18 protein-coding genes are annotated in these 19,591 nt (G+C 58.4%); 5 read left to right on the forward strand and 13 right to left on the reverse strand.

The window, feature by feature from the left end:
• Window positions 1-4: 4 nt before the first annotated feature.
• Entirely contained in the window at window positions 5-718 is a 714-nt protein-coding gene (locus ACYZTW_RS24635) for a DUF3108 domain-containing protein (protein ID WP_056744016.1), read from the forward strand.
• A gap of 63 nt (window positions 719-781) precedes the next feature.
• On the opposite strand, the gene ACYZTW_RS24640 is transcribed toward ACYZTW_RS24635, so the two are convergent.
• From ACYZTW_RS24640 to ACYZTW_RS24650, 3 genes are all read right to left on the reverse strand, one after another.
• The gene (locus ACYZTW_RS24640) at window positions 782-1,960 is read right to left on the reverse strand and encodes a cystathionine gamma-synthase (RefSeq protein ID WP_462002172.1); all 1,179 of its coding nucleotides are present in this window, start codon (window positions 1,958-1,960) and stop codon (window positions 782-784) included.
• A complete protein-coding gene (locus ACYZTW_RS24645; protein WP_462002173.1) occupies window positions 1,957-3,333 on the reverse strand; it encodes a pyridoxal-phosphate dependent enzyme in 1,377 nt (458 codons plus the stop codon). Before ACYZTW_RS24645 ends, ACYZTW_RS24640 begins: the two co-directional genes overlap by 4 nt.
• A gap of 168 nt (window positions 3,334-3,501) precedes the next feature.
• Entirely contained in the window at window positions 3,502-5,127 is a 1,626-nt protein-coding gene (locus ACYZTW_RS24650) for a methyl-accepting chemotaxis protein (RefSeq protein WP_462002174.1), read from the reverse strand.
• 252 nt (window positions 5,128-5,379) lie between these two features.
• Between ACYZTW_RS24650 and ACYZTW_RS24655 the strand changes: the two genes are divergently transcribed.
• Window positions 5,380-5,796 carry an OsmC family protein gene (locus ACYZTW_RS24655; RefSeq protein ID WP_283183621.1) on the forward strand — a complete coding sequence of 139 codons (417 nt, stop codon included), beginning with the start codon at window positions 5,380-5,382 and terminating at the stop codon, window positions 5,794-5,796.
• A 61-nt stretch (window positions 5,797-5,857) separates the two neighbouring features.
• Entirely contained in the window at window positions 5,858-6,721 is an 864-nt protein-coding gene (locus ACYZTW_RS24660) for a pirin family protein (protein ID WP_462002175.1), read from the forward strand.
• 221 nt (window positions 6,722-6,942) lie between these two features.
• Here ACYZTW_RS24660 and ACYZTW_RS24665 read toward each other — a convergent pair whose 3' ends face one another.
• The 4 genes from ACYZTW_RS24665 to ACYZTW_RS24680 all read right to left on the reverse strand — a co-directional run bounded on the left by ACYZTW_RS24665 (window position 6,943) and on the right by ACYZTW_RS24680 (window position 10,648).
• Complete coding sequence (locus tag ACYZTW_RS24665) at window positions 6,943-7,671, reverse strand: dienelactone hydrolase family protein (protein WP_462002176.1); 729 nt, start codon at window positions 7,669-7,671, stop codon at window positions 6,943-6,945.
• 66 nt (window positions 7,672-7,737) lie between these two features.
• Window positions 7,738-9,642, reverse strand: coding sequence for a molecular chaperone HtpG (gene htpG / locus ACYZTW_RS24670; protein ID WP_462002177.1), 1,905 nt, complete (start codon window positions 9,640-9,642; stop codon window positions 7,738-7,740).
• Between the two features lie 80 nt (window positions 9,643-9,722).
• Complete coding sequence (locus ACYZTW_RS24675) at window positions 9,723-10,175, reverse strand: PaaI family thioesterase (protein WP_462002178.1); 453 nt, start codon at window positions 10,173-10,175, stop codon at window positions 9,723-9,725.
• Window positions 10,172-10,648, reverse strand: coding sequence for a PaaI family thioesterase (locus ACYZTW_RS24680; protein WP_462002179.1), 477 nt, complete (start codon window positions 10,646-10,648; stop codon window positions 10,172-10,174). The genes ACYZTW_RS24675 and ACYZTW_RS24680 overlap by 4 nt, the downstream gene beginning before the upstream one ends.
• A 160-nt stretch (window positions 10,649-10,808) precedes the next feature.
• On the opposite strand from ACYZTW_RS24680, the gene ACYZTW_RS24685 reads away from it, so the two are divergent.
• Complete coding sequence (locus tag ACYZTW_RS24685; protein WP_123364604.1) at window positions 10,809-11,042, forward strand: hypothetical protein; 234 nt, start codon at window positions 10,809-10,811, stop codon at window positions 11,040-11,042.
• A 78-nt stretch (window positions 11,043-11,120) separates the two neighbouring features.
• Here the strand turns inward: ACYZTW_RS24685 and ACYZTW_RS24690 are convergent, their stop codons facing one another.
• From ACYZTW_RS24690 to brnQ, 3 genes are all read right to left on the reverse strand, one after another.
• Window positions 11,121-11,525 (reverse strand): MAPEG family protein, encoded by a 405-nt coding sequence (locus ACYZTW_RS24690; RefSeq protein ID WP_462002180.1) that lies wholly within the window; start codon window positions 11,523-11,525, stop codon window positions 11,121-11,123.
• Window positions 11,525-12,262: a DUF599 domain-containing protein gene (locus ACYZTW_RS24695; protein ID WP_462002181.1), complete on the reverse strand. Its 738-nt coding sequence runs from the start codon at window positions 12,260-12,262 to the stop codon at window positions 11,525-11,527. Before ACYZTW_RS24695 ends, ACYZTW_RS24690 begins: the two co-directional genes overlap by 1 nt.
• A 265-nt stretch (window positions 12,263-12,527) precedes the next feature.
• A complete protein-coding gene (brnQ, locus tag ACYZTW_RS24700; RefSeq protein ID WP_462002182.1) occupies window positions 12,528-13,841 on the reverse strand; it encodes a branched-chain amino acid transport system II carrier protein in 1,314 nt (437 codons plus the stop codon).
• 471 nt (window positions 13,842-14,312) lie between these two features.
• Here brnQ and ACYZTW_RS24705 point away from each other — a divergent pair, with 471 nt between their 5' ends.
• A complete protein-coding gene (locus tag ACYZTW_RS24705; RefSeq protein WP_462001183.1) occupies window positions 14,313-15,737 on the forward strand; it encodes an IS1182 family transposase in 1,425 nt (474 codons plus the stop codon).
• 140 nt (window positions 15,738-15,877) lie between these two features.
• Here ACYZTW_RS24705 and sucD read toward each other — a convergent pair whose 3' ends face one another.
• From sucD to lpdA, 3 genes are all read right to left on the reverse strand, one after another.
• Window positions 15,878-16,759: a succinate--CoA ligase subunit alpha gene (gene sucD, locus ACYZTW_RS24710; RefSeq protein ID WP_095078740.1), complete on the reverse strand. Its 882-nt coding sequence runs from the start codon at window positions 16,757-16,759 to the stop codon at window positions 15,878-15,880.
• Window positions 16,759-17,925 carry an ADP-forming succinate--CoA ligase subunit beta gene (gene sucC, locus ACYZTW_RS24715; RefSeq protein WP_008148602.1) on the reverse strand — a complete coding sequence of 389 codons (1,167 nt, stop codon included), beginning with the start codon at window positions 17,923-17,925 and terminating at the stop codon, window positions 16,759-16,761. Before sucC ends, sucD begins: the two co-directional genes overlap by 1 nt.
• A 200-nt stretch (window positions 17,926-18,125) precedes the next feature.
• A complete protein-coding gene (gene lpdA / locus ACYZTW_RS24720) occupies window positions 18,126-19,562 on the reverse strand; it encodes a dihydrolipoyl dehydrogenase (protein WP_462002183.1) in 1,437 nt (478 codons plus the stop codon).
• Between the last annotated feature and the right edge of the window lie 29 nt (window positions 19,563-19,591).

Consider the following 19,591-nt stretch of genomic DNA (forward strand, 5'->3'; position numbering starts at 1 on the left):
TTTTATGCGTCGTGCCCTGCTCTTCGCTTGCGCTCTGCTCGCACTGCCATTTGCGCAGGCTGCAGAACTTCAACCTTTCTCCGCCAGCTACACCGCTGACTGGAAGCAGTTGCCCATGAGCGGCACCGCTGAACGAAGCCTGACCAAGCAAGCCAACGGCGCCTGGAAGCTCAGCTTCAAGGCCTCGATGATGATCGCCAGCCTGACCGAAGAAAGCACCCTGACGCTGGACAAGGACACCTTGCTACCGCAGTCCTACCACTTCGAACGTGGCGGCCTGGGTAAAGCCAAGAAAGCTGACCTGGATTTCGACTGGACCAACAAAATGGTCACCGGCACCGATCGGGGTGACCCGGTCAAGATCCCGCTCAACCGTGGCATGGTCGACAAATCCACTTATCAGCTGGCCCTGCAGCACGACGTGGCCGCTGGCAAGAAAAGCATGAGCTACCAGGTCGTCGACGACGGCGAAGTCGATACCTATGACTTCCGCGTGCTGGGCTCAGAAAAGGTCGACACCAAGGCTGGCCAGATCGATGCCATCAAGGTCGAGCGCGTGCGCGACCCGACACAAAGCAAGCGCATCACCGTCCTGTGGTTCGCCAAGGACTGGGATTACCTGTTGGTTCGTCTGCAACAGGTTGAAACCGACGGCAAGGAGTACAACATCATGCTCCTCGACGGTACGGTCAACGGCAAGGCTGTCAAAGGCAGCTGATCCGGCTCGACACAAAAATCCGGAATCCGATAAGGGTTCCGGATTTTTTTTGCCTGCTGAAATTCAGATCCGCGCCAGCGCCTGTGCCAGGTCGGCGCGCAGGTCTTCGACATCCTCGACCCCCACTGACAACCGCACCAGCGCATCGCCGATGCCGAGTTGCGCGCGGGTGCCCGCGGGGATGGTGGCGTGAGTCATGATCGCCGGGTGTTCGATCAGGCTTTCCACCCCACCCAGGCTTTCGGCCAAGGCGAAGATTCGTACGCTCTCGAGGAAACGCGTGGCACCCGCCAGGTCACTGTTCAGGTCGACGGAAATCATCCCGCCGAAACCGCGCATCTGCCGTTGCGCCAGTGCGTGCTGCGGGTGCGACGGCAGGCCCGGATAATACACGCGTGCCACCTGCGGCTGACGCTCCAGCCATTGCGCCAGGTCCAGCGCGTTGTTGCAGTGGCGTTCCATGCGCAGCGCCAGGGTCTTCACGCCGCGCAGGGTGAGGAAAGCGTCGAACGGCCCGGCGATCGCGCCTACCGAGTTCTGCAGGAAGCCCAGACGCTCCGCCAGGTCTGCGTTTTGTCCGACCACCGCAATGCCGCCGATCACGTCGGAGTGGCCGTTCAGGTACTTGGTGGTCGAGTGCAGCACGATGTCGAAGCCCAGCTCCAGCGGGCGCTGTATCCAGGGGCTGGCAAAGGTGTTGTCGGCCACACAAATGATGCCTCGCGAGCGACAGATGCGCGCGACGGCGGCGAGGTCCGTCAGGCTCAGCAAGGGATTGCTTGGCGTCTCGACCCAAACCATCTTCGTGTCGGGCTGCAGTGCCGCTTCGAATCCCGCCAGGTCAGTCAGGTCGACAAAGCTGAAGCGATGCCCGGCGCTGCGTTTGCGCACCTTGTCGAACAGCCGAAAGGTGCCGCCGTACAAATCATTGCCGGAGACGATGTGCGAGCCCGCGTCGAGCAGCTCGAGCACTGTGGAGATCGCGGCCAGCCCGGAGGCGAACGCGAAGGCCTGGGTGCCGCCTTCGAGGTCTGCCACGCAACGCTCCAGCGCAAAGCGCGTCGGGTTGTGCGAGCGCCCGTAGTCAAAGCCCTTGTGCACACCGGGGCTCTGCTGCAAATAGGTGGAGTTGGCGTAAATCGGCGGCATCAGCGCCCCGGTGGAAGGGTCGGGCGTTTGCCCGGCATGGATCACACGGGTGGCGAAGGCACGTGGCACAGCGTTTTCATCGTGTTGACTCATGTAAGGGATCTCCGTAGGTGATTGAGCATGTCGACGCGAGTAATCAAGCCGTGGAAGCCCGAAGCGTCGGCGATGATCGCCACCAGCCCACGGTCGAGCTCCGCCCGTAGCTCCGCCAGACTGGCGCCGGGAGGCAGGGTTTGCAGCTTATCGGTCATCGCGCTGGACACGCTCATGCGAAAGTGCGAAGCCTCTTCTTGCATGCCAAGCAGAATGTCGGACTCGTCGATCACGCCGACCAGCCGCTGCCCGCCCTCGAGCACCGGCAGTTGCGACACATCAGCCAGGCGCATGCGCTGGAACGCGGTGAGCAGCGTGTCGTCCGGGCCCACGCTGATCACCCGGCCATCCTCGAAACGCCGCGAGATCAGGTCGCGCAGATCGCCGTAATGTTTGTACTGCAGCAGGCCCTGATCGTTCATCCACTGATCGTTGTATACCTTCGACAGGTAGCGCGTGCCGGTGTCGCAGACGAAGCTGACGACCCGCTTCGGTTCGGTTTGCTCGCGGCAGTAGCGCAATGCTGCCGCAAACAAAGTGCCGGTCGAAGAGCCGCCGAGAATACCTTCGACGCGCAGCAGTTGGCGGGCATGATCGAAGCTTTCCTCGTCGCTGATCGAGTAGGCGTGGCGCACGCTGGACAGGTCGGCAATCGACGGAATGAAGTCCTCGCCGATGCCCTCCACCGCCCAGGAGCCGGGCGTGCTCATGGTGCCGCTGCGGCTGTATTCAGCCATCACCGAGCCGACCGGATCGGCCAGCACCATGACCAGGTCCGGTTGCACGCGGCGAAAGAAGCGGGTCAGCCCGGTCAGCGTGCCGGCCGACCCGACGCCGACGACGATGGCGTCCAGATCATGCTGAGTCTGCGCCCAGATCTCTGGCGCGGTGCTGCACTCGTGGGCCAGCGGGTTGGCCGGGTTGTTGAATTGATCGGCGAAGAAGGCGTCGGGTATTTCCTGCGCCAGCCGCGCCGCAACGTCCTGGTAGTAATCGGGATGGCCCTTGCCGACGTCGGAGCGGGTGATGTGCACCTCGGCGCCCATCGCCTTGAGGTGCAAGACCTTCTCGGTGGACATCTTGTCCGGCACCACCAACACCACTCGGTAGCCCTTGGCACGGCCGACCAGAGCCAGGCCGAGGCCGGTGTTGCCGGCGGTGGCTTCGACGATGGTGCCGCCGGGTCGCAGGCTGCCATCGCGCTCGGCGGCGTCGATCATCGCCAGGCCGATACGATCCTTGATTGAACCACCGGGGTTCTGCGATTCGAGCTTGAGGAACAGCGTGCACGGGCCGGTATCGAAACGGCTGACGCGCACCAGCGGCGTATTGCCGATCAGTTCGAGCACGGCGGGTCGGGAGTCGGTGGGCATGTCGTCACCTCGCTACGAAAATCAGCACTGGATGGACAGCAACCGGCGGCGAATCATCGCGCGCCAGTCGCAGGCAAGTATCGCTTGGACCATAGGCCGGGATGACGCCACCCGCAACCTTGCACAGCCAGCCGGTAGCATCGCCGGGACGACAAAGTCGCTCGGCGTTCAGACCGAGAAGCGCGCCACCAGGGTATTCAAATCGACCGCCAACCGAGACAGTTCCTGACTTGCAGCACTGGTTTGATTCGCCCCGGTCGACGTCTGCAATGCAAGATCGCGAATGTTCATCAGATTGCGATCCACCTCGCGCGCGACAGCCGCTTGCTCCTCTGAGGCGCTGGCGATCACCAGGTTGCGCTCATTGATCAGGGTAAACGCCGTGGCGATTTCCTCCAGCGCCTTGCCGGCGGCTTTCGCCACTTCCAGGGTCGAACGCGCCCGGGTGTTGCTCTGCTGCATCGAGCTGACCGCCGCATCGGTGCCTTGCTGGATGCCAGCGATCATCTGCTCGATTTCCTGGGTCGATTGCTGAGTCCGATGCGCCAGCGCCCGCACTTCATCGGCCACCACCGCAAACCCGCGCCCGGCACTCCCGGCCCGCGCCGCTTCGATGGCCGCGTTCAGGGCCAGCAAGTTCGTTTGCTCGGCAATCGAGCGAATCACGTCCAGGACTTTGCTGATGCCATAAACTTTCTGCGCCAGGTCCTCGACCTGGGTCGCATTGGCCGTGACATCGTCGGCCAGGGATTCGATGGACAACACTGTCTGATGCACCTGTTCGCGACCATGTTGGGCGATCCGGTCGGATTCCCGAGACGCTTCGGACGTGGCCACCGCATTGCTCGCGACCTCCTCCACCGCCGCGGTCATCTGATTCACCGCCGTGGCGGCCTGGTCGATTTCCAGGCTCTGCTGATGCAGGCCCCGGGTGGCCTCTTCGGTCACACAACTGAGTTCTTCCGAGGCCGAGGCCAATTGGCTGGATGAGTCGGAAATACGCCGCAGGGTTTCGCGCAAACTCCCCTGCATGCTCTTGAGCGCGTGCAACAGCCGCGCCGGCTCGTCCTTGCCGGTGATGCTGATATCACCGGTGAGATCGCCGCCAGCCACCCCTTCAGCCACCTTCAACGATTGGGAAAGCGGCACGACGATGCTGCGAGTCAACAGCAGCGCCAGGCCGATGGTCATCAGCGCCGTCAGGCCGATCATCACCCCGACCCAAACCCGCGAATGGCTGAACACCTGGCGCCCCGCTTCCGTCGCCAGGTTGGCGTTGTGCTTGTTCGACTCGATCAATGCCTTGAGGGTGGCGGCGATTTCATCGGCCAACGGACTCATCTCGCCATTGAGGATAGCGGCCGCCTCTTCCACCCGTCCCTGGGCCGACAGCGTCATCACCTGAGTCTGGAACTGCAGGTAGTGTTGCGCCGAGGCTTTGAAGCGGTCGAACAGCACACGCTCTTCGGGCAGTACGATCAGCGCGTCATAACGCTGCTGAGGCTCACCCAGGGTACCTTTGAGTTCGTTGAGTTTACTGACGTTTTGCATCAGCGCCTGTGGGTCCCGATTGAGCAGCAGACGCATAGTCAATGCCCGCAGCCGCAGCATGTCCTGATTCATCTCCCCGACCGCCATCACGCTGGGCAGCCAGTTGTCATCGACCTGATCGGACTGCGCGCGCATGTTCGACATTTGCAGCAAGGCGAACGCCCCCAATCCAAACACCATCAACGCCAGCAGGCCAAAACCCAGGCCCGCACGCGGCGCAATATTGAGACTTCTGATACTCATTGCTCTGGTTCCTTCCAAAAGCGCTGCATCTACCCTGCAGCGGGTTGCTTTAGAAGGTATCGGCCCTGAGAAAATTTGCGTAAGACGAAAACGTGATATCAAAACGCCTAACTACTTCGATCGTCGGGCGGTAACGATTCAGCGCACGGCAATGGTCAAGTGAAAAAGTGGAACGCGTAACAGGAGGAGTGCTCTATAACTTCAAGGTCTTTTTTGATCGAATAACTTTTCCTGTTGCCTACGAGGTTTTCCATGACTGTCACCGTCAATACCGTCTCCACCGAAGGTTTTCGTCACAGCGTACAGATCGATGACCATGAACTCTTTGCCGACGTACCGACACTCGCCGGCGGCGAAGGCTCGGCGCCCGAGCCACACGATTACTTCGACGCGGCCCTGGGTGCCTGCAAGGCCCTGACCTTGAAGATGTACGCGAAGAAGAAAGACATCCCGCTGACCGGTATCACGGTCGAAGTCAAACGTGACAACAGCGAAGAGCAGAAAGGTAAATATGCCCTGCACGTCAAACTGACCCTCAAAGGTGTGCTCACCGACGCCCAGCGCGACGAGTTGCACCGCGTGGCCGACCGTTGCCCGGTCCACAAGTTGATGACCACCACCGACGTCAGCATCGAAACGCACCTGTCTGAAGGTGCCTTCAGCCAATAGCGGCAAGGGCTGCGCAAGCGGGTTATGCTCCACGCATTACCCGCTCAGCCTGGAATGCAGCATGAACACTCCGCTCGTGATCCGCCCCCGCACCGAAGATGTCGAAGGCCAGCCGATTCTTCGCCCGCTGCCGTCAGCCAGATGCCGCAGCGTCGGGCCTTTCGTGTTTTTCGACCACATGCTCGAAACCCGTTATGAGGCGGGAAAAGGCATGAACATCCGTCAGCATCCGCACATTGGTCTGTCGACCCTCACGTACTTGTTCGAAGGAAAAATCCAGCACAAGGACAGCCTCGGCTCCGATCAAGTGGTGAACGCCGGTGATGTCAGCTGGATGACGGCGGGCAGCGCGATTGCCCACGTCGAGCGCACGCCTGAGGCGTTGAAAGACAGCGGTTTCACGATGCACGGTTTGCAGATTTGGCTGGCCTCGCCGAAAGATAAAGAGCACGGTCCCGGACACTACAGTCACCATCCGGCGGCCACGCTGCCGGTCAGCGAAAATCTGGGGGTGAAGATCCGGATGATTGCCGGGTCAGGCTTTTGCCTGGAATCACCGGTCCCGGTGCTTTCTCCGACGCTGTATGCCGAATTGAACCTGCAAACGGCGACGACACTGCTGATTCCTACCGAGCATGAAGAGCGGGCGTTGTACGTGCTGGACGGCGAGGTGCAACTGGAGGGCGAACTGATAGAACCGCATTCGCTGGTGGTGTTACCGGTCGGAGAAGAGATGACGCTGTTCGCTGAAAGCGACTGTCATGCCGTGTTGTTTGGCGGGGCGCCGCTGGACGGGCCGCGGCGGATCAACTGGAACTTCGTGGCGAGCGATCCGGCGTTGATCGATGAGGCTCGCCGGCGCTGGGCGGCCGGGGATTGGCCGACGGTGCCGGGGGAAAGCGAGCGGATTGAGTTGCCGCGGTAGGTAGCGTCAGGCTGAAAATCGACCCCTCACCCCAGCCCTCCCGAAACGTCGGACCGCCCCAATGGGGAGAGGGGGGAAAGGGAGCAGATCGGGGACTTTTCAAACCTGAGTACGACTCAATCTTTCAGGTCGAAAAATATCTAAAGCCCACCCTCGTCAGTCCCCTCTCCCTACGGGCGGTCCGACGTTTCGGGAGGGTTAGGGTGAGGGGCTTTTTGCCTTTAGCCTTTAAACACTTCATCCAGCAAGTTGTGCATCGACGTAAACGCACGCCCCGCCGTCTTCGCGTCATACATCATCATGCCCGGCACGTTGGCATGCGGATCGGTGAAGGAATGCACCGCGCCGCCGTAGCTCAGCAGTTGCCAATCCACGCCCGCCGCATTCATTTCCTCTTCAAACGCAGGCAATTGCTCTTTCGGCACCAATGGATCGGATGCGCCGTGCAGCACCAGCACCGAACCTTTGATGTTTTTGGCGTCCGCCGGATTCGGCGTATCGAGCGAGCCATGGAACGACACCGCCGCTTTCACTGGCGCGCCAGTGCGGGCCAACTCCAGCGAACAGCAACCGCCGAAGCAGAAACCGAAGGTCGCCAGTTTCGAGCTATCGACCGCCGCTTCGGCCTGGATTTGCAGCTGATCGAACGCTGCTTGCATGCGTTTGCGCAACAACGGGCGGTCATTCTTGAGCGGCATCATTGCTGCACCCGCCTCGTCGCCGTTCTGCGGACGGACCGACTGGCCGTAGAGGTCCGCGAGCAATACCACATAACCCTTGGACGCCACGGACTTGGCGATCTCTTCGGCACCGGCGCTGACGCCCATCCAGTTCGGCGCCATCAACAACCCCGGGCGCGGGCCTGTATGGTCGGCGTCGAAGGCGAGACGGCTTTCATACGACTGGCCATCAATCTGATAAGCGACGGAACGAACAGTGATTTGGCTCATGACTAACTCCCAGTAAAAGACACCAGAATAAAAAAACCCGCCGAAGCGGGTTTTTGTACATCGCAGTTAAACCGACAGTTCAACCAGCAGTTTGTTGAGACGGCGCACGTACGCAGCCGGATCTTTCAAACTGTCGCCGGCTGCCAGGGCTGCCTGATCGAAGAGAATGTGCGACAGATCGCCGAAGCGCTCGTCGCTCTGCTCGTTGTCGAGCTTCTCGATCAGCGGGTGAGCCGGGTTGAATTCGAAGATCGGCTTCGATTCCGGAACCTTCTGACCGCTGGCTTCCAGAATCTGACGCATCTGCATGCCCAGGTCCTGCTCGCCGATGGCCAGAATCGCCGGGGAATCGGTCAGACGATGGGAAACCCGCACTTCAGCCACGGAATCGCCCAGTGCAGTTTTCAGACGCTCAACCAGACCTTCTTTGGACTTGGCGACTTCTTCCGCGGCTTTCTTGTCTTCTTCCGAGTCCAGGTTGCCCAGGTCCAGGTCACCACGCGCCACGTCGACAAAGCTCTTGCCGTCGAAGTCGCTGAGGTAGCTCATCAGCCACTCGTCGATGCGGTCGGTCAGCAGCAGCACTTCGATGCCTTTCTTGCGGAAGACTTCCAGGTGCGGGCTGTTTTTGACTTGCGCGTAGGTTTCGCCGGTCAGGTAGTAGATCTTGTCCTGACCTTCTTTGGCGCGAGCCAGGTATTCGGCCAGACCCACCACTTGCTCGCCTTCATCACCGTTGGTCGATGCGAAACGCAGCAGGCCAGCAATTTTCTCTTTGTTGGCGAAGTCTTCTGCCGGGCCTTCTTTCATGACCTGGCCAAAGTTTTTCCAGAAGCTTTTGTATTGCTCAGGCTCGTTCTTCGCCAGCTTTTCCAGCATGTCGAGAACGCGCTTGGTCAGCGCCGACTTCATGGAGTCGATGATCGGGTCTTTCTGCAGGATTTCCCGCGACACGTTCAGCGACAGGTCGTTGGAATCGACCACGCCTTTGATGAAGCGCAGGTACAGCGGCAGGAACGACTCTGCCTGATCCATCACGAATACGCGCTGCACGTACAGCTTCAGGCCTTTCGGCGCTTCACGCTGGTACAGATCGAACGGAGCACGGGCCGGCACGTAGAGCAGCGAGCTGTATTCAAGCTTGCCTTCGACCTTGTTGTGGCTCCAGCTCAGCGGGTTCTCGAAGTCGTGGGCGACGTGTTTGTAGAACTCCTGGTATTCCTCGTCTTTCACTTCAGTGCGAGGGCGAGTCCACAGGGCGCTGGCGCGGTTGACGGTTTCCCATTCAACGGCCGGTTGCTCTTCGCCTTCAGCGGCGGCCACTTCTTTCGGCAACTCGATCGGCAAAGCGATGTGGTCGGAGTATTTTTTAATGATGTTGCGCAGACGCCAACCATCGGCGAACTCGTCTTCACCGGATTTCAGGTGCAGGACGATGCGAGTGCCGCGGTCGGCTTTCTCAACGGTGGCAACTTCAAATTCGCCTTCGCCCTTGGATGCCCAGTGCACGCCTTCGCTGGCAGCATCACCGGCGCGACGGCTGAACACGTCAACTTTATCGGCGACGATGAATGCAGAGTAGAAACCCACACCGAACTGACCGATCAGGTGCGAGTCTTTTTTCTGATCGCCAGAGAGATGTTTCATGAAATCGGCAGTACCGGATTTGGCGATGGTCCCCAGGTGGGTGATCGCTTCTTCGCGGCTCATGCCGATGCCGTTGTCTTCGAGGGTGACGGTTTTAGCGTCCTTGTCGAAGCTCACACGGATTTTCAGCTCGGCGCCACCTTCCAGCAGTTCAGGCTTGGACAGGGCTTCGAAACGTAATTTGTCGACAGCGTCAGAGGCGTTCGAGATCAATTCGCGAAGGAAAATTTCCTTGTTGGAATACAGCGAATGGATCATGAGGTGCAGCAGTTGCTTCACCTCGGTCTGGAAGCCCAGGGTTTCCTTTTGAGTTTCCACACTCATGGTCATCAAACTCCAATCAGATGGCTAAGCCGCGACCTTAAGGGTCGGCGGCGGGATGTCATCAAAGTTGGGGGCTCAGTTCAGGATTTCAAGGGCTCTTCAATTTTGAAATGGGCACGGGCCGTGGCAATCGGTTCGGCTTCGGTGCTTTGCCAGGCGGTAATCGCTACGTTGGCGACCCGGCGACCCTGACGGCAAACCTGACATTTGGCCCAGGTGTCGCGAAACTGCCCGGCGCGCAGGTAGTCGAGGGAAAAGTCGATGATCTTCGGCACACCCGGCGAACCGGTGAGAATCAGCAGGTGCAGCGCTGCGGACAACTCCATGAACCCGGCGATCACGCCGCCATGAATCGCCGGCAATAAAGGGTTACCAATGTTGTCCTTGTTGGCCGGCAAGCGAAACAGCAGGTCATCCCCCACCCGCGAACACTCGACGCCGATCAGTTTGGCGTAGGGAATCAGATGCATCAGCGAGACATAGTCACCCTGCTCATGCGCCTGCTGAAGCTGTTCCTTAAAGGTGTCGGTCATTTCGCACCTCCGGCGATGACGCCGCCAAAGCCTTTGGTGCCTTTGATCGCTTTACCCATGCGCATGAAGGTACCTACCACATGGGCGATGGGCTGCTCGGGATCGTCCTGGTAGGCAAAACCGCGAGCAAAGATCACATCCGTGGTCACCCGGTAGCACTGGGCAAAACCGTAAACATCTTTATGCGGCGCGGCGGCGTGCATGTAGTCGATGCGCAGGTCGAGGGTCGGGCAAACTTCGAACTCGGGTAGCACGCAGAGGGTGGACATGCCGCAGGCAGTGTCCATCAGCGAGGTCAGCGCCCCGCCATGAATCACGCCGGTTTGCGGGTTGCCAACAATTTGAGGACTGTACGGCAGGATGACCGTCAGGCCTTCGCTGCTGGCGCTGTGAACCCGCAGCCCAAGTACCTGACAATGTCGCAGTGCCGATAGAAATCGTGTAGCGCGCTCAAAAACGGGGTTTTCGGCCATTTTGATTAAACTCTTCTTAGTGTTCAGGCAACGCACTAGACGTTTTTAGTAAAAGTTCCCGTCGGAATAAACTTATATATCTGTATGAATTGAGGAACTTAACGCTGCGGGCTGCGCTCGAAAGGCCAGTAGATATATTTTCCATAAGGAGAAACACCCCATGCGTAAGACTTTAGCTATTGCCTTGATGTTGACCGCTTCCCTCGGTCTCGCAGCCTGCGATAAAAAATCCGAGGACAAAGCTCAAGATGCTAACAAACATGCCGAGCAAGCTCAGCAAGACATGAGCAAAGCTCAGGATAAAGTGAACGACGCGGCGAAAGAAAACGCCGAAGCCGCCAAAGCTCAGGCTGAATCGAACGAAGCAGCCACAAAAGAAGCACCTAAAAACTAAAACAGTTTTTAGCGTGATAAAGAAAACCCGCCAGGTGCGGGTTTTCTTTTGCCTGATTTTTTGTTTGCAATGCAGGCATTACAGCAAAATAGTTCTAAAAGTCGGACTAATCATCAACAGCAATGAACACACTAGACCGACGAACCACACCAGACTCCGTTGCCAGGCAAGATCAGTCCAATAGCACAGCAAATAAATGATTCGCGTAATCACGAAGATGATTGCCAGCAAGTCGATCAGCCACCCCGCCGTTTGCGTCGTGTGCGCCATCAACACCCCCACCGCGAACAGAATGAACGCCTCAAAACAGTTTTGATGAGCCGCCAACGCACGGGCACCAAAGCCTGTCAGTTGCGCCTGTTGCTGACGCGGCAGGTGGTTGTCGTAACCGCCGCCTTGCTCGTTCATCGCCTTGGCCACGGGAATCTTTGCCACAAAAATCAGCAAGGCACTGATAAACACACACCAGAACGGAATACTCATCAAACAGCCTCTTTAATCGCCTCGGGCAATGGCGCCTCTGTAGGTGTATAGACCATCACGTCGAGAACGTCGGAATGAAACTCCCGGCGATACAACACCAGCACGACGCCGGCACTCATCAACATGAACAACCACGGGCTGACGAACCAGGCCAGCATCGTCATGCCGAAGTAGTAAGCGCGCAGTCCGAAGTTGAACTGGTTGGCGGCCATGGAAATGACGCGGGCCGCCCGGGCAGCAAAGGCTTTGCGCTCTTGTTCGGAAACATGACGCTCACCGACCATAGGTGCCGAGCCCACCAGAATGGCCGCAAAGTTGTACTGACGCATGCACCAGCTGAACGTAAAGAACGCATAGACAAACACCAGCGCCAGGCACAGCAACTTGATCTCCGACATCCCCTGCGATGCCTGTTGCACCATCGGGATATCCGCCAACAACGACACCGCCCTTTCGGAGGCTCCGAGCACCGTGAGAATGCCGGCCAGGATAATCAGTGTGCTGGAGGCGAAGAACGAGGCGTTGCGCTCCAGGTTACCGATCACGCTGGCGTCAGCGATGCGGTTGTCGCGCAACAGCATGCGGCGCATCCAGTCTTCGCGATAAAGGTGCAGCACACTGGCCAGGCACGCGGTGTCGCGGCCCTTCCACGTCGCATAACGGGTGTAGCCGCCCCAGCAGATGACGAACCAGAGCGCGGCGAGGATGTGGATCATGTTGGCGTGGATGAACGACATGCAGGTCCTTGTGATGTAGATGCGGAGTACATAATTCCTGTGGGAGCGAGCCTGCTCGCGATGACGGATTTACATTCAACACATATGTTGACTGATCTACCGTTATCGCGAGCAGGCTCGCTCCCACATTAGGTCTTGGCACTGCTTCGACGTTAGCTCAAGGAAAAAGACACTGCACCGCCTCCAAAAAAAATGCCCCGTATCGATTGATACGGGGCATTTCCATGTGTGTTCACGGCACGCTTGTGGCGGGCCATGAAGCGGCTTAAGCCAGTGCTTCTTCGCGCTTGCCCAGCAAGCGATCGCATACCACCGCGACGACCAGGGTCATGACCGACGGCACCAGCCAGGCCAAGCCTTGCTCGCTCAGCGGCAGGTGGGACAACTGAGTCGGCATCCAGTCCGCCAGACCCGCGCCCTTGAGGGCGTCGATCAAACCGAAGATGAACGACACCAGCATCACCGGACCGACGATGCGGCCCTGCTCATGCCAAAAGTCCTTGCAGAAGCTCAGGGCGACCAGGGCAATGCACGGCGGGTAGATCGCGGTCAGCACCGGGATCGAGAATGCAATCAGCTTGGTGAGGCCCAGGTTGGACACCAGCAGGGAGAACGCGGCCAGGATGATGACCAATGTCTTGTAGGACAGCGGCAGCACACGGCTGAAGTATTCAGCGCAGGCGCATGTCAGACCAACCGCCGTCACCAGACAGGCCAAGGAGATCAGCACCGCCAGAAAACCGCTGCCCAGAGAGCCGAAGGTGTGTTGCACGTAAGCGTGCAACACCGCCGCGCCGTTGGTGGCACCCGCGGCCACTTCATGGCTGCCCGAACCGAGACGGAACAGGCTGACGTAAACCAGCGCCAGACCCACGCCGGCAATCAGCCCGGCGATGATCGCGTAACGGGTAATCAACACCGGCGACTCGACGCCACGGGAGCGGATCGCGTTGACGATGACAATACCGAATACCAACGCGCCCAGGGTATCCATGGTCAGGTAACCATTGATGAAGCCTTGGGAGAACGGTGCCGCCACGTATTCCGGGGTGGCCACGCCAACATCACCGGCAGGCAATGCAAACGCGGCGATGCCGAGCGCGGCCAGGGCGATGATCTTCAGCGGTGCGAGGAAACGTCCTACGGTATCCAGCAGCCGGCCCGGATAGAGCGAGATGAAGAACACCAGCAGGAAGTACACCGAGCTATAGAGGAACAGCGCCAGCGGGCTCTCGCCGGTCAGCGGTGCCAAGCCGACTTCGAACGACACAGTGGCGGTGCGCGGTGTCGCGAACAGCGGGCCGACAGCGAGGTAGCACGCGGCCGCCAGCAGGCCACCGGCGACTTTCCCGATCGGGCTGCTCAAGGCATCCATGGCGCCACCGACCTTGGCCAGGGCGACAACGGTGATCACCGGAAGACCGACCGCGGTGATCAGAAAGCCCAGCGCCGCCATCCAGACATGTGGACCGGACTGCAGACCGACGATAGGCGGGAAGATGATGTTGCCAGCCCCGACAAACAGGGCAAACGTCATAAAACCAAGTGCCAGGATGTCCTGGCCTTTCAACACTTTCATTAAGGAAATACCACACTACTGAATCGGAATTTAGAGAGGGATTTCCCTGAGGGGTGAGGGAAATGCTGTCAGTCCGTATAGGACTGACCCGTTTAGCGCGTAGCAACCTTGTGGGACGCGGACGCAAAAATGGCTGCTAGCCTAACGAATTTGCCCGACAAACGCACTGTTAGGGTGCGAAGTATCCGATACGCGACATTTCTGTGTCGCGTTTACGTATCTAATTTACTTGCACAGAACCCCGTGGCGAGGGGATTTATCCCCGTTGGGTCGCGAAGCGCCCCCCAAATCACATGCAGTACATCAGACTCACCGCATTGCTTGACTTGACGACTGCTACGCAGCCGAACGGGGATAAATCCCCTCACCACAACGACAAAGGCCACCCGAACAGACTGTGTGAAAACCTAGCAATCTGCGCGGAGCTCAAAGAAAATGCTCCGTATCGAAAGATACGGAGCATTTTTCGTTATGGCCTACATCCAAGGACAGTCCCGCAGCCAGACCAGCCTGTTCCCGGTCTCGCTGGAAGAGTTGATCCCCGAGGATCACCTCGTTCGTGTGATCGACACCTACGTCGCCAAGCTTGATCTTGTGCGCTTGGGTTTTGATAAAGCCTTATCAAAAGGTACCGGGCGCCCCTCTTACGATCCCGCCGATCAGCTCAAGCTGTTCCTCTATGGCTATTTCCAGCGGATTCGCTCATCGCGGCGTCTCGAAGCCGAGTGCCAGCGCAACATCGAAGTGATGTGGTTGATCAACCGGCTCAAACCCGACTTCAAGACCATTGCCGACTTTCGCAAGAACAACAAAGCTGCCTTTATCGCGACCTGTCGTGCCTTCGTCCAGTTTTGCCGCACGGTGGGTCTCATCGCCGGCGAGCTGGTGGCCATCGATGGCAGCAAGTTTCAGGCGGTTGCTTCCTCGCGGCGTCATATGAATTTGAAGCGGCTCAAGCACCAGGAGCAGAAGCTGGATAAACGCATCGCTCAGTATTTGGCCGAGTTGGATGAGGCGGATAAAAACGAAGCCAATGAGGTGGTTGATCGCAGTGCGGTCAAGACGGCTTTGGCGCAACTTGAACTCAGGCACTCCAATAACCTGACGTGCCAGGCACTGATGAAATCAATGGAGCTTGAGCAATTCAATACCCACGAAAGCGATGCCCGAATGATGCGAACGCACAAAGGGCCGCGGGTTGCGTACAACGTGCAAACCGCCGCGGACGCTGAGCATTGCCTGATTCTGCATCATGAAGTCACTCAGGACAGTGATGATCGCAAGCAACTTGAGCCGATGGCCAAGGCCGCCAAGGAACAACTGCAGCAAGATGAACTGACGGTCACTGCCGATGCGGGCTACTCGAATGGCAGGCAGTTCCAGGCTTGTGAGGATGAGAACATCACGGTTTATGTACCGCCGAATCGGTCAAGTAACTCCTGCGGTAAGGAGCAGGCGTTCTTCGATCGAACAGTGTTTACCTACGATGCAGCGCAGGATCGATATCAATGTCCTGCCGGCAAATGGCTGACACTCAAGCAGATCAGTAAGGGGGATCGCATCTATCAGGCGGCGGTTAGCGACTGCGCCAACTGTCCGCTGAAAGCGCAATGTACTGAGGCCCAGCGCCGCTATGTCACACGCCATGCTCATGAAGAGGCTTTCGAACGAATGGAGCAGCGAATGCTGGCGCATCCAGAAATGATGACCGCTCGAAGATCCATCGTTGAGCATCCGTTCGGCAACCTTAAGCAGTGGTTGTTTGGCAATGCTCGCTTCCTGCTGCGACAGCTTGAGGGTACAAGAGCCGAAATGGCCTTGGCAGTGAACGCCTACAACCTGAAACGAGCAATTAACGTGCTCGGCGCGCGCCAACTGATGGCGTTGATGGGCTGAAAAGCCTTTTTCGCCTGCTGTCTGCACAAAAGCAAACGCCCCGAACAAGTCGGGGCGTTTGCTTGGAACCACCATCAGTGCGTTTTCACACAGCCTGCGAAGGTGGCCTTTGTTGGTGAAGCGTCAGATCAGCGCGAGGCTTACTTGATCGCCCAACCGGTCAGCTCGGACAAAGCCTTGCCGATGTCTGCCAGCGAACGCACGGTTTTAACGCCTGCGTCTTCCAGGGCAGCAAACTTCTCGTCTGCAGTGCCCTTGCCGCCAGAAATGATTGCGCCAGCATGGCCCATGCGCTTGCCCGCAGGGGCAGTCACACCAGCAATGTAGGAAACAACCGGCTTGGTCACGTGTGCCTTGATGTAGGCAGCCGCTTCTTCTTCAGCCGAACCGCCGATCTCGCCGATCATCACGATCGCTTCGGTCTTCGGGTCTTCCTGGAACAGCTTCAGGATGTCGATGAAGTTCGAACCCGGGATCGGGTCACCGCCGATGCCGACGCAAGTCGACTGACCGAAACCGGCGTCAGTAGTTTGCTTCACAGCTTCGTAGGTCAGGGTGCCGGAACGGGAAACGATACCGACCTTGCCTGGCAAGTGAATGTGACCTGGCATGATGCCGATCTTGCATTCGCCTGGAGTGATCACGCCTGGGCAGTTAGGGCCGATCAGGATTACACCCAGCTCGTCGCACTTGACCTTGGCATCCAGCATGTCCAGGGTAGGAATGCCTTCAGTGATGCAAACGATCAGCTTGATGCCGCCGAATGCTGCTTCCAGGATGGAGTCTTTGCAGAAAGGAGCTGGAACGTAGATCACGCTGGCGGTGGCGCCAGTGGCAGCTACAGCATCTTTCACGGTGTTGAACACTGGCAGACCCAGGTGCTCGGTGCCGCCTTTGCCTGGAGTTACGCCGCCAACCATCTTGGTGCCGTACTCGATGGCTTGCTGGGTGTGGAAACTACCTTGCGAACCGGTAATACCCTGGCAGATAACTTTGGTGTCTTTATTGATCAGGACGCTCATTATTTGCCCTCCGCAGCTTTGACAACTTGTTGAGCAGCGTCGGTCAGGCTGGTAGCAGCGATGATGTTCAAACCGCTTTCTGCCAGTACTTTAGCGCCCAGCTCAGCGTTGTTGCCTTCAAGGCGAACAACAACCGGGATTTTCACGCCGACTTCTTTCACAGCGCCGATGATGCCTTCGGCAATCATGTCGCAACGAACGATACCGCCGAAGATGTTGACCAGTACTGCAGCGACGTTAGTGTCGGACAGGATGATCTTGAACGCTTCGGTAACGCGTTCTTTGGTAGCACCGCCGCCCACGTCGAGGAAGTTGGCTGGTTTGCCGCCATGCAGGTTGACGATGTCCATGGTACCCATGGCCAGGCCAGCACCGTTGACCATGCAACCGATGTTGCCTTCCAGCGCTACGTAGTTCAGTTCGAACTTGGCAGCGTGCGCTTCGCGCGGATCGTCTTGCGACGGATCGTGGAAAGTCTTCAGCTTAGGCTGACGGTACATGGCGTTGGCGTCGATGTTGATCTTGGCGTCGAGGCAATGCAGATCGCCGTCAGCCTTGATCACCAGCGGGTTCACTTCCAGCAGAGCCAGGTCGTGATCCTTGAACAGTTTGGCCAGACCTACGAAGATCTTGGCGAACTGAGCGACTTGCTTGCCTTCCAGACCCAACTGGAATGCCAGCTCGCGACCCTGGAATGGCTGAGCGCCAACCAGTGGATCGATAGTGGCCTTGAGGATTTTCTCAGGGGTGTCGTGAGCGATTTTCTCGATGTCCACGCCACCTTCGGTGGAAGCCATGAACACGATGCGACGGCTCGAACGGTCAACGACAGCGCCCAGGTACAGCTCTTTAGCGATATCAGTGCACGATTCAACCAGGATCTTGGTGACTGGCTGACCATTGGCATCAGTCTGGTAAGTCACCAGACGCTTGCCCAACCACTGTTGAGCGAATGCTTTGGCGTCTTCTTTGCTGCGAACCAGCTTAACGCCGCCCGCTTTACCGCGACCACCTGCGTGAACCTGGGCTTTGACAACCCATTCGGTCCCGCCGATTTTGTCGCACGCTTCTGCTGCTGCTTCCGGGGTGTCTACGGCGAAACCCTGGGATACTGGCAGGCCGTATTCAGCGAACAGCTGCTTACCCTGATACTCGTGAAGATTCATGCTTATTACCGTCTTCGTTAGGTACTGCGCATTCGGTGCTGCACTTGTTCAAGTGCCGCACCACCTGTGACTGCTGCTTGCGTAGGTGTTCCGGATAACCGGTGAGACTACGCAAGGCTGCGTCCGGCGGACATTCCGCGGTGAGTCTTGCACGCAAGGCTCACGACGGGCCTTCCGCCGTGGTTTCTTATTGTCTTGTCTTAACGCTTCTTGCGGTTGGCAATGTGAATGGCGCCGCCATTCACAGCCAAAGCTGCTTCGTGCAAGGCTTCGGACAGGGTCGGATGGGAGAAAACCATCATGCCCAGGTCTTCAGCGCTGGTGCCGAATTCCATACCGATCGCGCCCTGCTGAACCAGTTCTGCAGCGCTCGGGCCAATCACGTGGACGCCCAATACGCGGTCAGTCTTGGCATCAGCAATGACTTTCACGAAACCGCCGGTGTCGTTGGCTGCCATGGCACGGCCACTGGCTGCGAACGGGAAGGTGCCAACGTTAACTTCAACGCCTTCAGCCTTCAAGGTCTGCTCGGTTTTACCGACCCACGCGATTTCCGGGTGAGTATAAATAACAGACGGGATCAGGTCATAGTTGATTTGGGCTTTGTGGCCCTTGATGCGCTCAACCACCATGATGCCTTCTTCGGACGCCTTGTGCGCCAGCATCATGCCGCGAACCACGTCGCCGATCGCGTAAACGCCCGGAACGCTGGTCGCGCACTGGTCGTCAACGAAAACGAAGCCACGTTCGTCGATGTTCACACCGCTGTCAGCTGCCAGCAGCTCGGTGGTCACCGGACGGCGACCAACGGCAACGATCAGTTTGTCGAACGTGATGTTCTGTTCGCCATTGGCGTCGGTGTAGTTCACCACAACTTCGTTGCCGTTCACTTTGGAACCGGTGACGCGAGCGCCCAGCTTGATGTCCAGACCTTGCTTGATCAGGGTTTTGTAGGCTTCTTTGGAAACGGCGTCGTCAGCGGCTGGCAGGAACTTCTCCAGCGCTTCCAGAACAACCACTTCCGAACCCAGACGGGACCAGACAGAACCCAGTTCCAGACCGATGACGCCAGCGCCGATCACGCCCAGACGCTTAGGTACCGATTGGAATTCCAGCGCGCCAGTCGAATCGACGATCACGTTCTGGTCAACAGGAGCCGGTGGAATGTCAATCGGACGCGAGCCCGAAGCCAGAATCACGTTCTCGGCTTCGATGATTTCGACGGTGCCGTCTGGCTTGGTCAGTTCAACTTTCTTGCCGGCCAGCAGTTTGCCGTGGCCTTGCAGGGAAGTGACGCCGTTCGCCTTGAACAGGGTTGCAACGCCAGAGGTCAGGCCTTTGACGATGTTGGCTTTACGGCCAACCATTGCCGCCACGTCCATGGTCACGCCAGCGTGGTTGATACCGTGGATCGCGAAGCCTTCTTTGGCTTCCTTGTATTTCCAGGAGCTGTCCAGCAGCGCCTTGGATGGAATGCAGCCGACGTTCAGGCAAGTACCGCCGAGGGCCAGTTTGCCTTCCTTGTCGGTGTATTTCTCGATGCAGGCAGTGGTGAGGCCCAGTTGCGCTGCTTTAATGGCAGCCACGTAGCCGCCAGGGCCCGCGCCAATCACTACCACGTCGAATTTCTGAGTCATGTGTCATTCCTTCTCGAATCAAACCGGAC

Source organism: Pseudomonas sp. LB3P25 (assembly GCF_054897985.1).

Coding starts and splice junctions, on each gene's coding strand:
- ACYZTW_RS24695 (WP_462002181.1), bottom strand. CDS start 12,262: ATGTCGTTCATCCACGCCAACATGATCCACATCCTCGCCGCGCTCTGG.
- htpG (WP_462002177.1), bottom strand. CDS start 9,642: ATGAGTGTGGAAACTCAAAAGGAAACCCTGGGCTTCCAGACCGAGGTG.
- ACYZTW_RS24665 (WP_462002176.1), bottom strand. CDS start 7,671: ATGAGCCAAATCACTGTTCGTTCCGTCGCTTATCAGATTGATGGCCAG.
- ACYZTW_RS24650 (WP_462002174.1), bottom strand. CDS start 5,127: ATGAGTATCAGAAGTCTCAATATTGCGCCGCGTGCGGGCCTGGGTTTT.
- ACYZTW_RS24680 (WP_462002179.1), bottom strand. CDS start 10,648: ATGGCCGAAAACCCCGTTTTTGAGCGCGCTACACGATTTCTATCGGCA.
- sucD (WP_095078740.1), bottom strand. CDS start 16,759: ATGAGCGTCCTGATCAATAAAGACACCAAAGTTATCTGCCAGGGTATT.
- ACYZTW_RS24705 (WP_462001183.1), top strand. CDS start 14,313: ATGGCCTACATCCAAGGACAGTCCCGCAGCCAGACCAGCCTGTTCCCG.
- ACYZTW_RS24645 (WP_462002173.1), bottom strand. CDS start 3,333: ATGCCCACCGACTCCCGACCCGCCGTGCTCGAACTGATCGGCAATACG.
- ACYZTW_RS24675 (WP_462002178.1), bottom strand. CDS start 10,175: ATGACCGACACCTTTAAGGAACAGCTTCAGCAGGCGCATGAGCAGGGT.
- sucC (WP_008148602.1), bottom strand. CDS start 17,925: ATGAATCTTCACGAGTATCAGGGTAAGCAGCTGTTCGCTGAATACGGC.
- ACYZTW_RS24660 (WP_462002175.1), top strand. CDS start 5,858: ATGAACACTCCGCTCGTGATCCGCCCCCGCACCGAAGATGTCGAAGGC.
- ACYZTW_RS24690 (WP_462002180.1), bottom strand. CDS start 11,525: ATGAGTATTCCGTTCTGGTGTGTGTTTATCAGTGCCTTGCTGATTTTT.
- ACYZTW_RS24635 (WP_056744016.1), top strand. CDS start 5: ATGCGTCGTGCCCTGCTCTTCGCTTGCGCTCTGCTCGCACTGCCATTT.
- ACYZTW_RS24685 (WP_123364604.1), top strand. CDS start 10,809: ATGCGTAAGACTTTAGCTATTGCCTTGATGTTGACCGCTTCCCTCGGT.
- ACYZTW_RS24655 (WP_283183621.1), top strand. CDS start 5,380: ATGACTGTCACCGTCAATACCGTCTCCACCGAAGGTTTTCGTCACAGC.
- lpdA (WP_462002183.1), bottom strand. CDS start 19,562: ATGACTCAGAAATTCGACGTGGTAGTGATTGGCGCGGGCCCTGGCGGC.
- brnQ (WP_462002182.1), bottom strand. CDS start 13,841: ATGAAAGTGTTGAAAGGCCAGGACATCCTGGCACTTGGTTTTATGACG.
- ACYZTW_RS24640 (WP_462002172.1), bottom strand. CDS start 1,960: ATGAGTCAACACGATGAAAACGCTGTGCCACGTGCCTTCGCCACCCGT.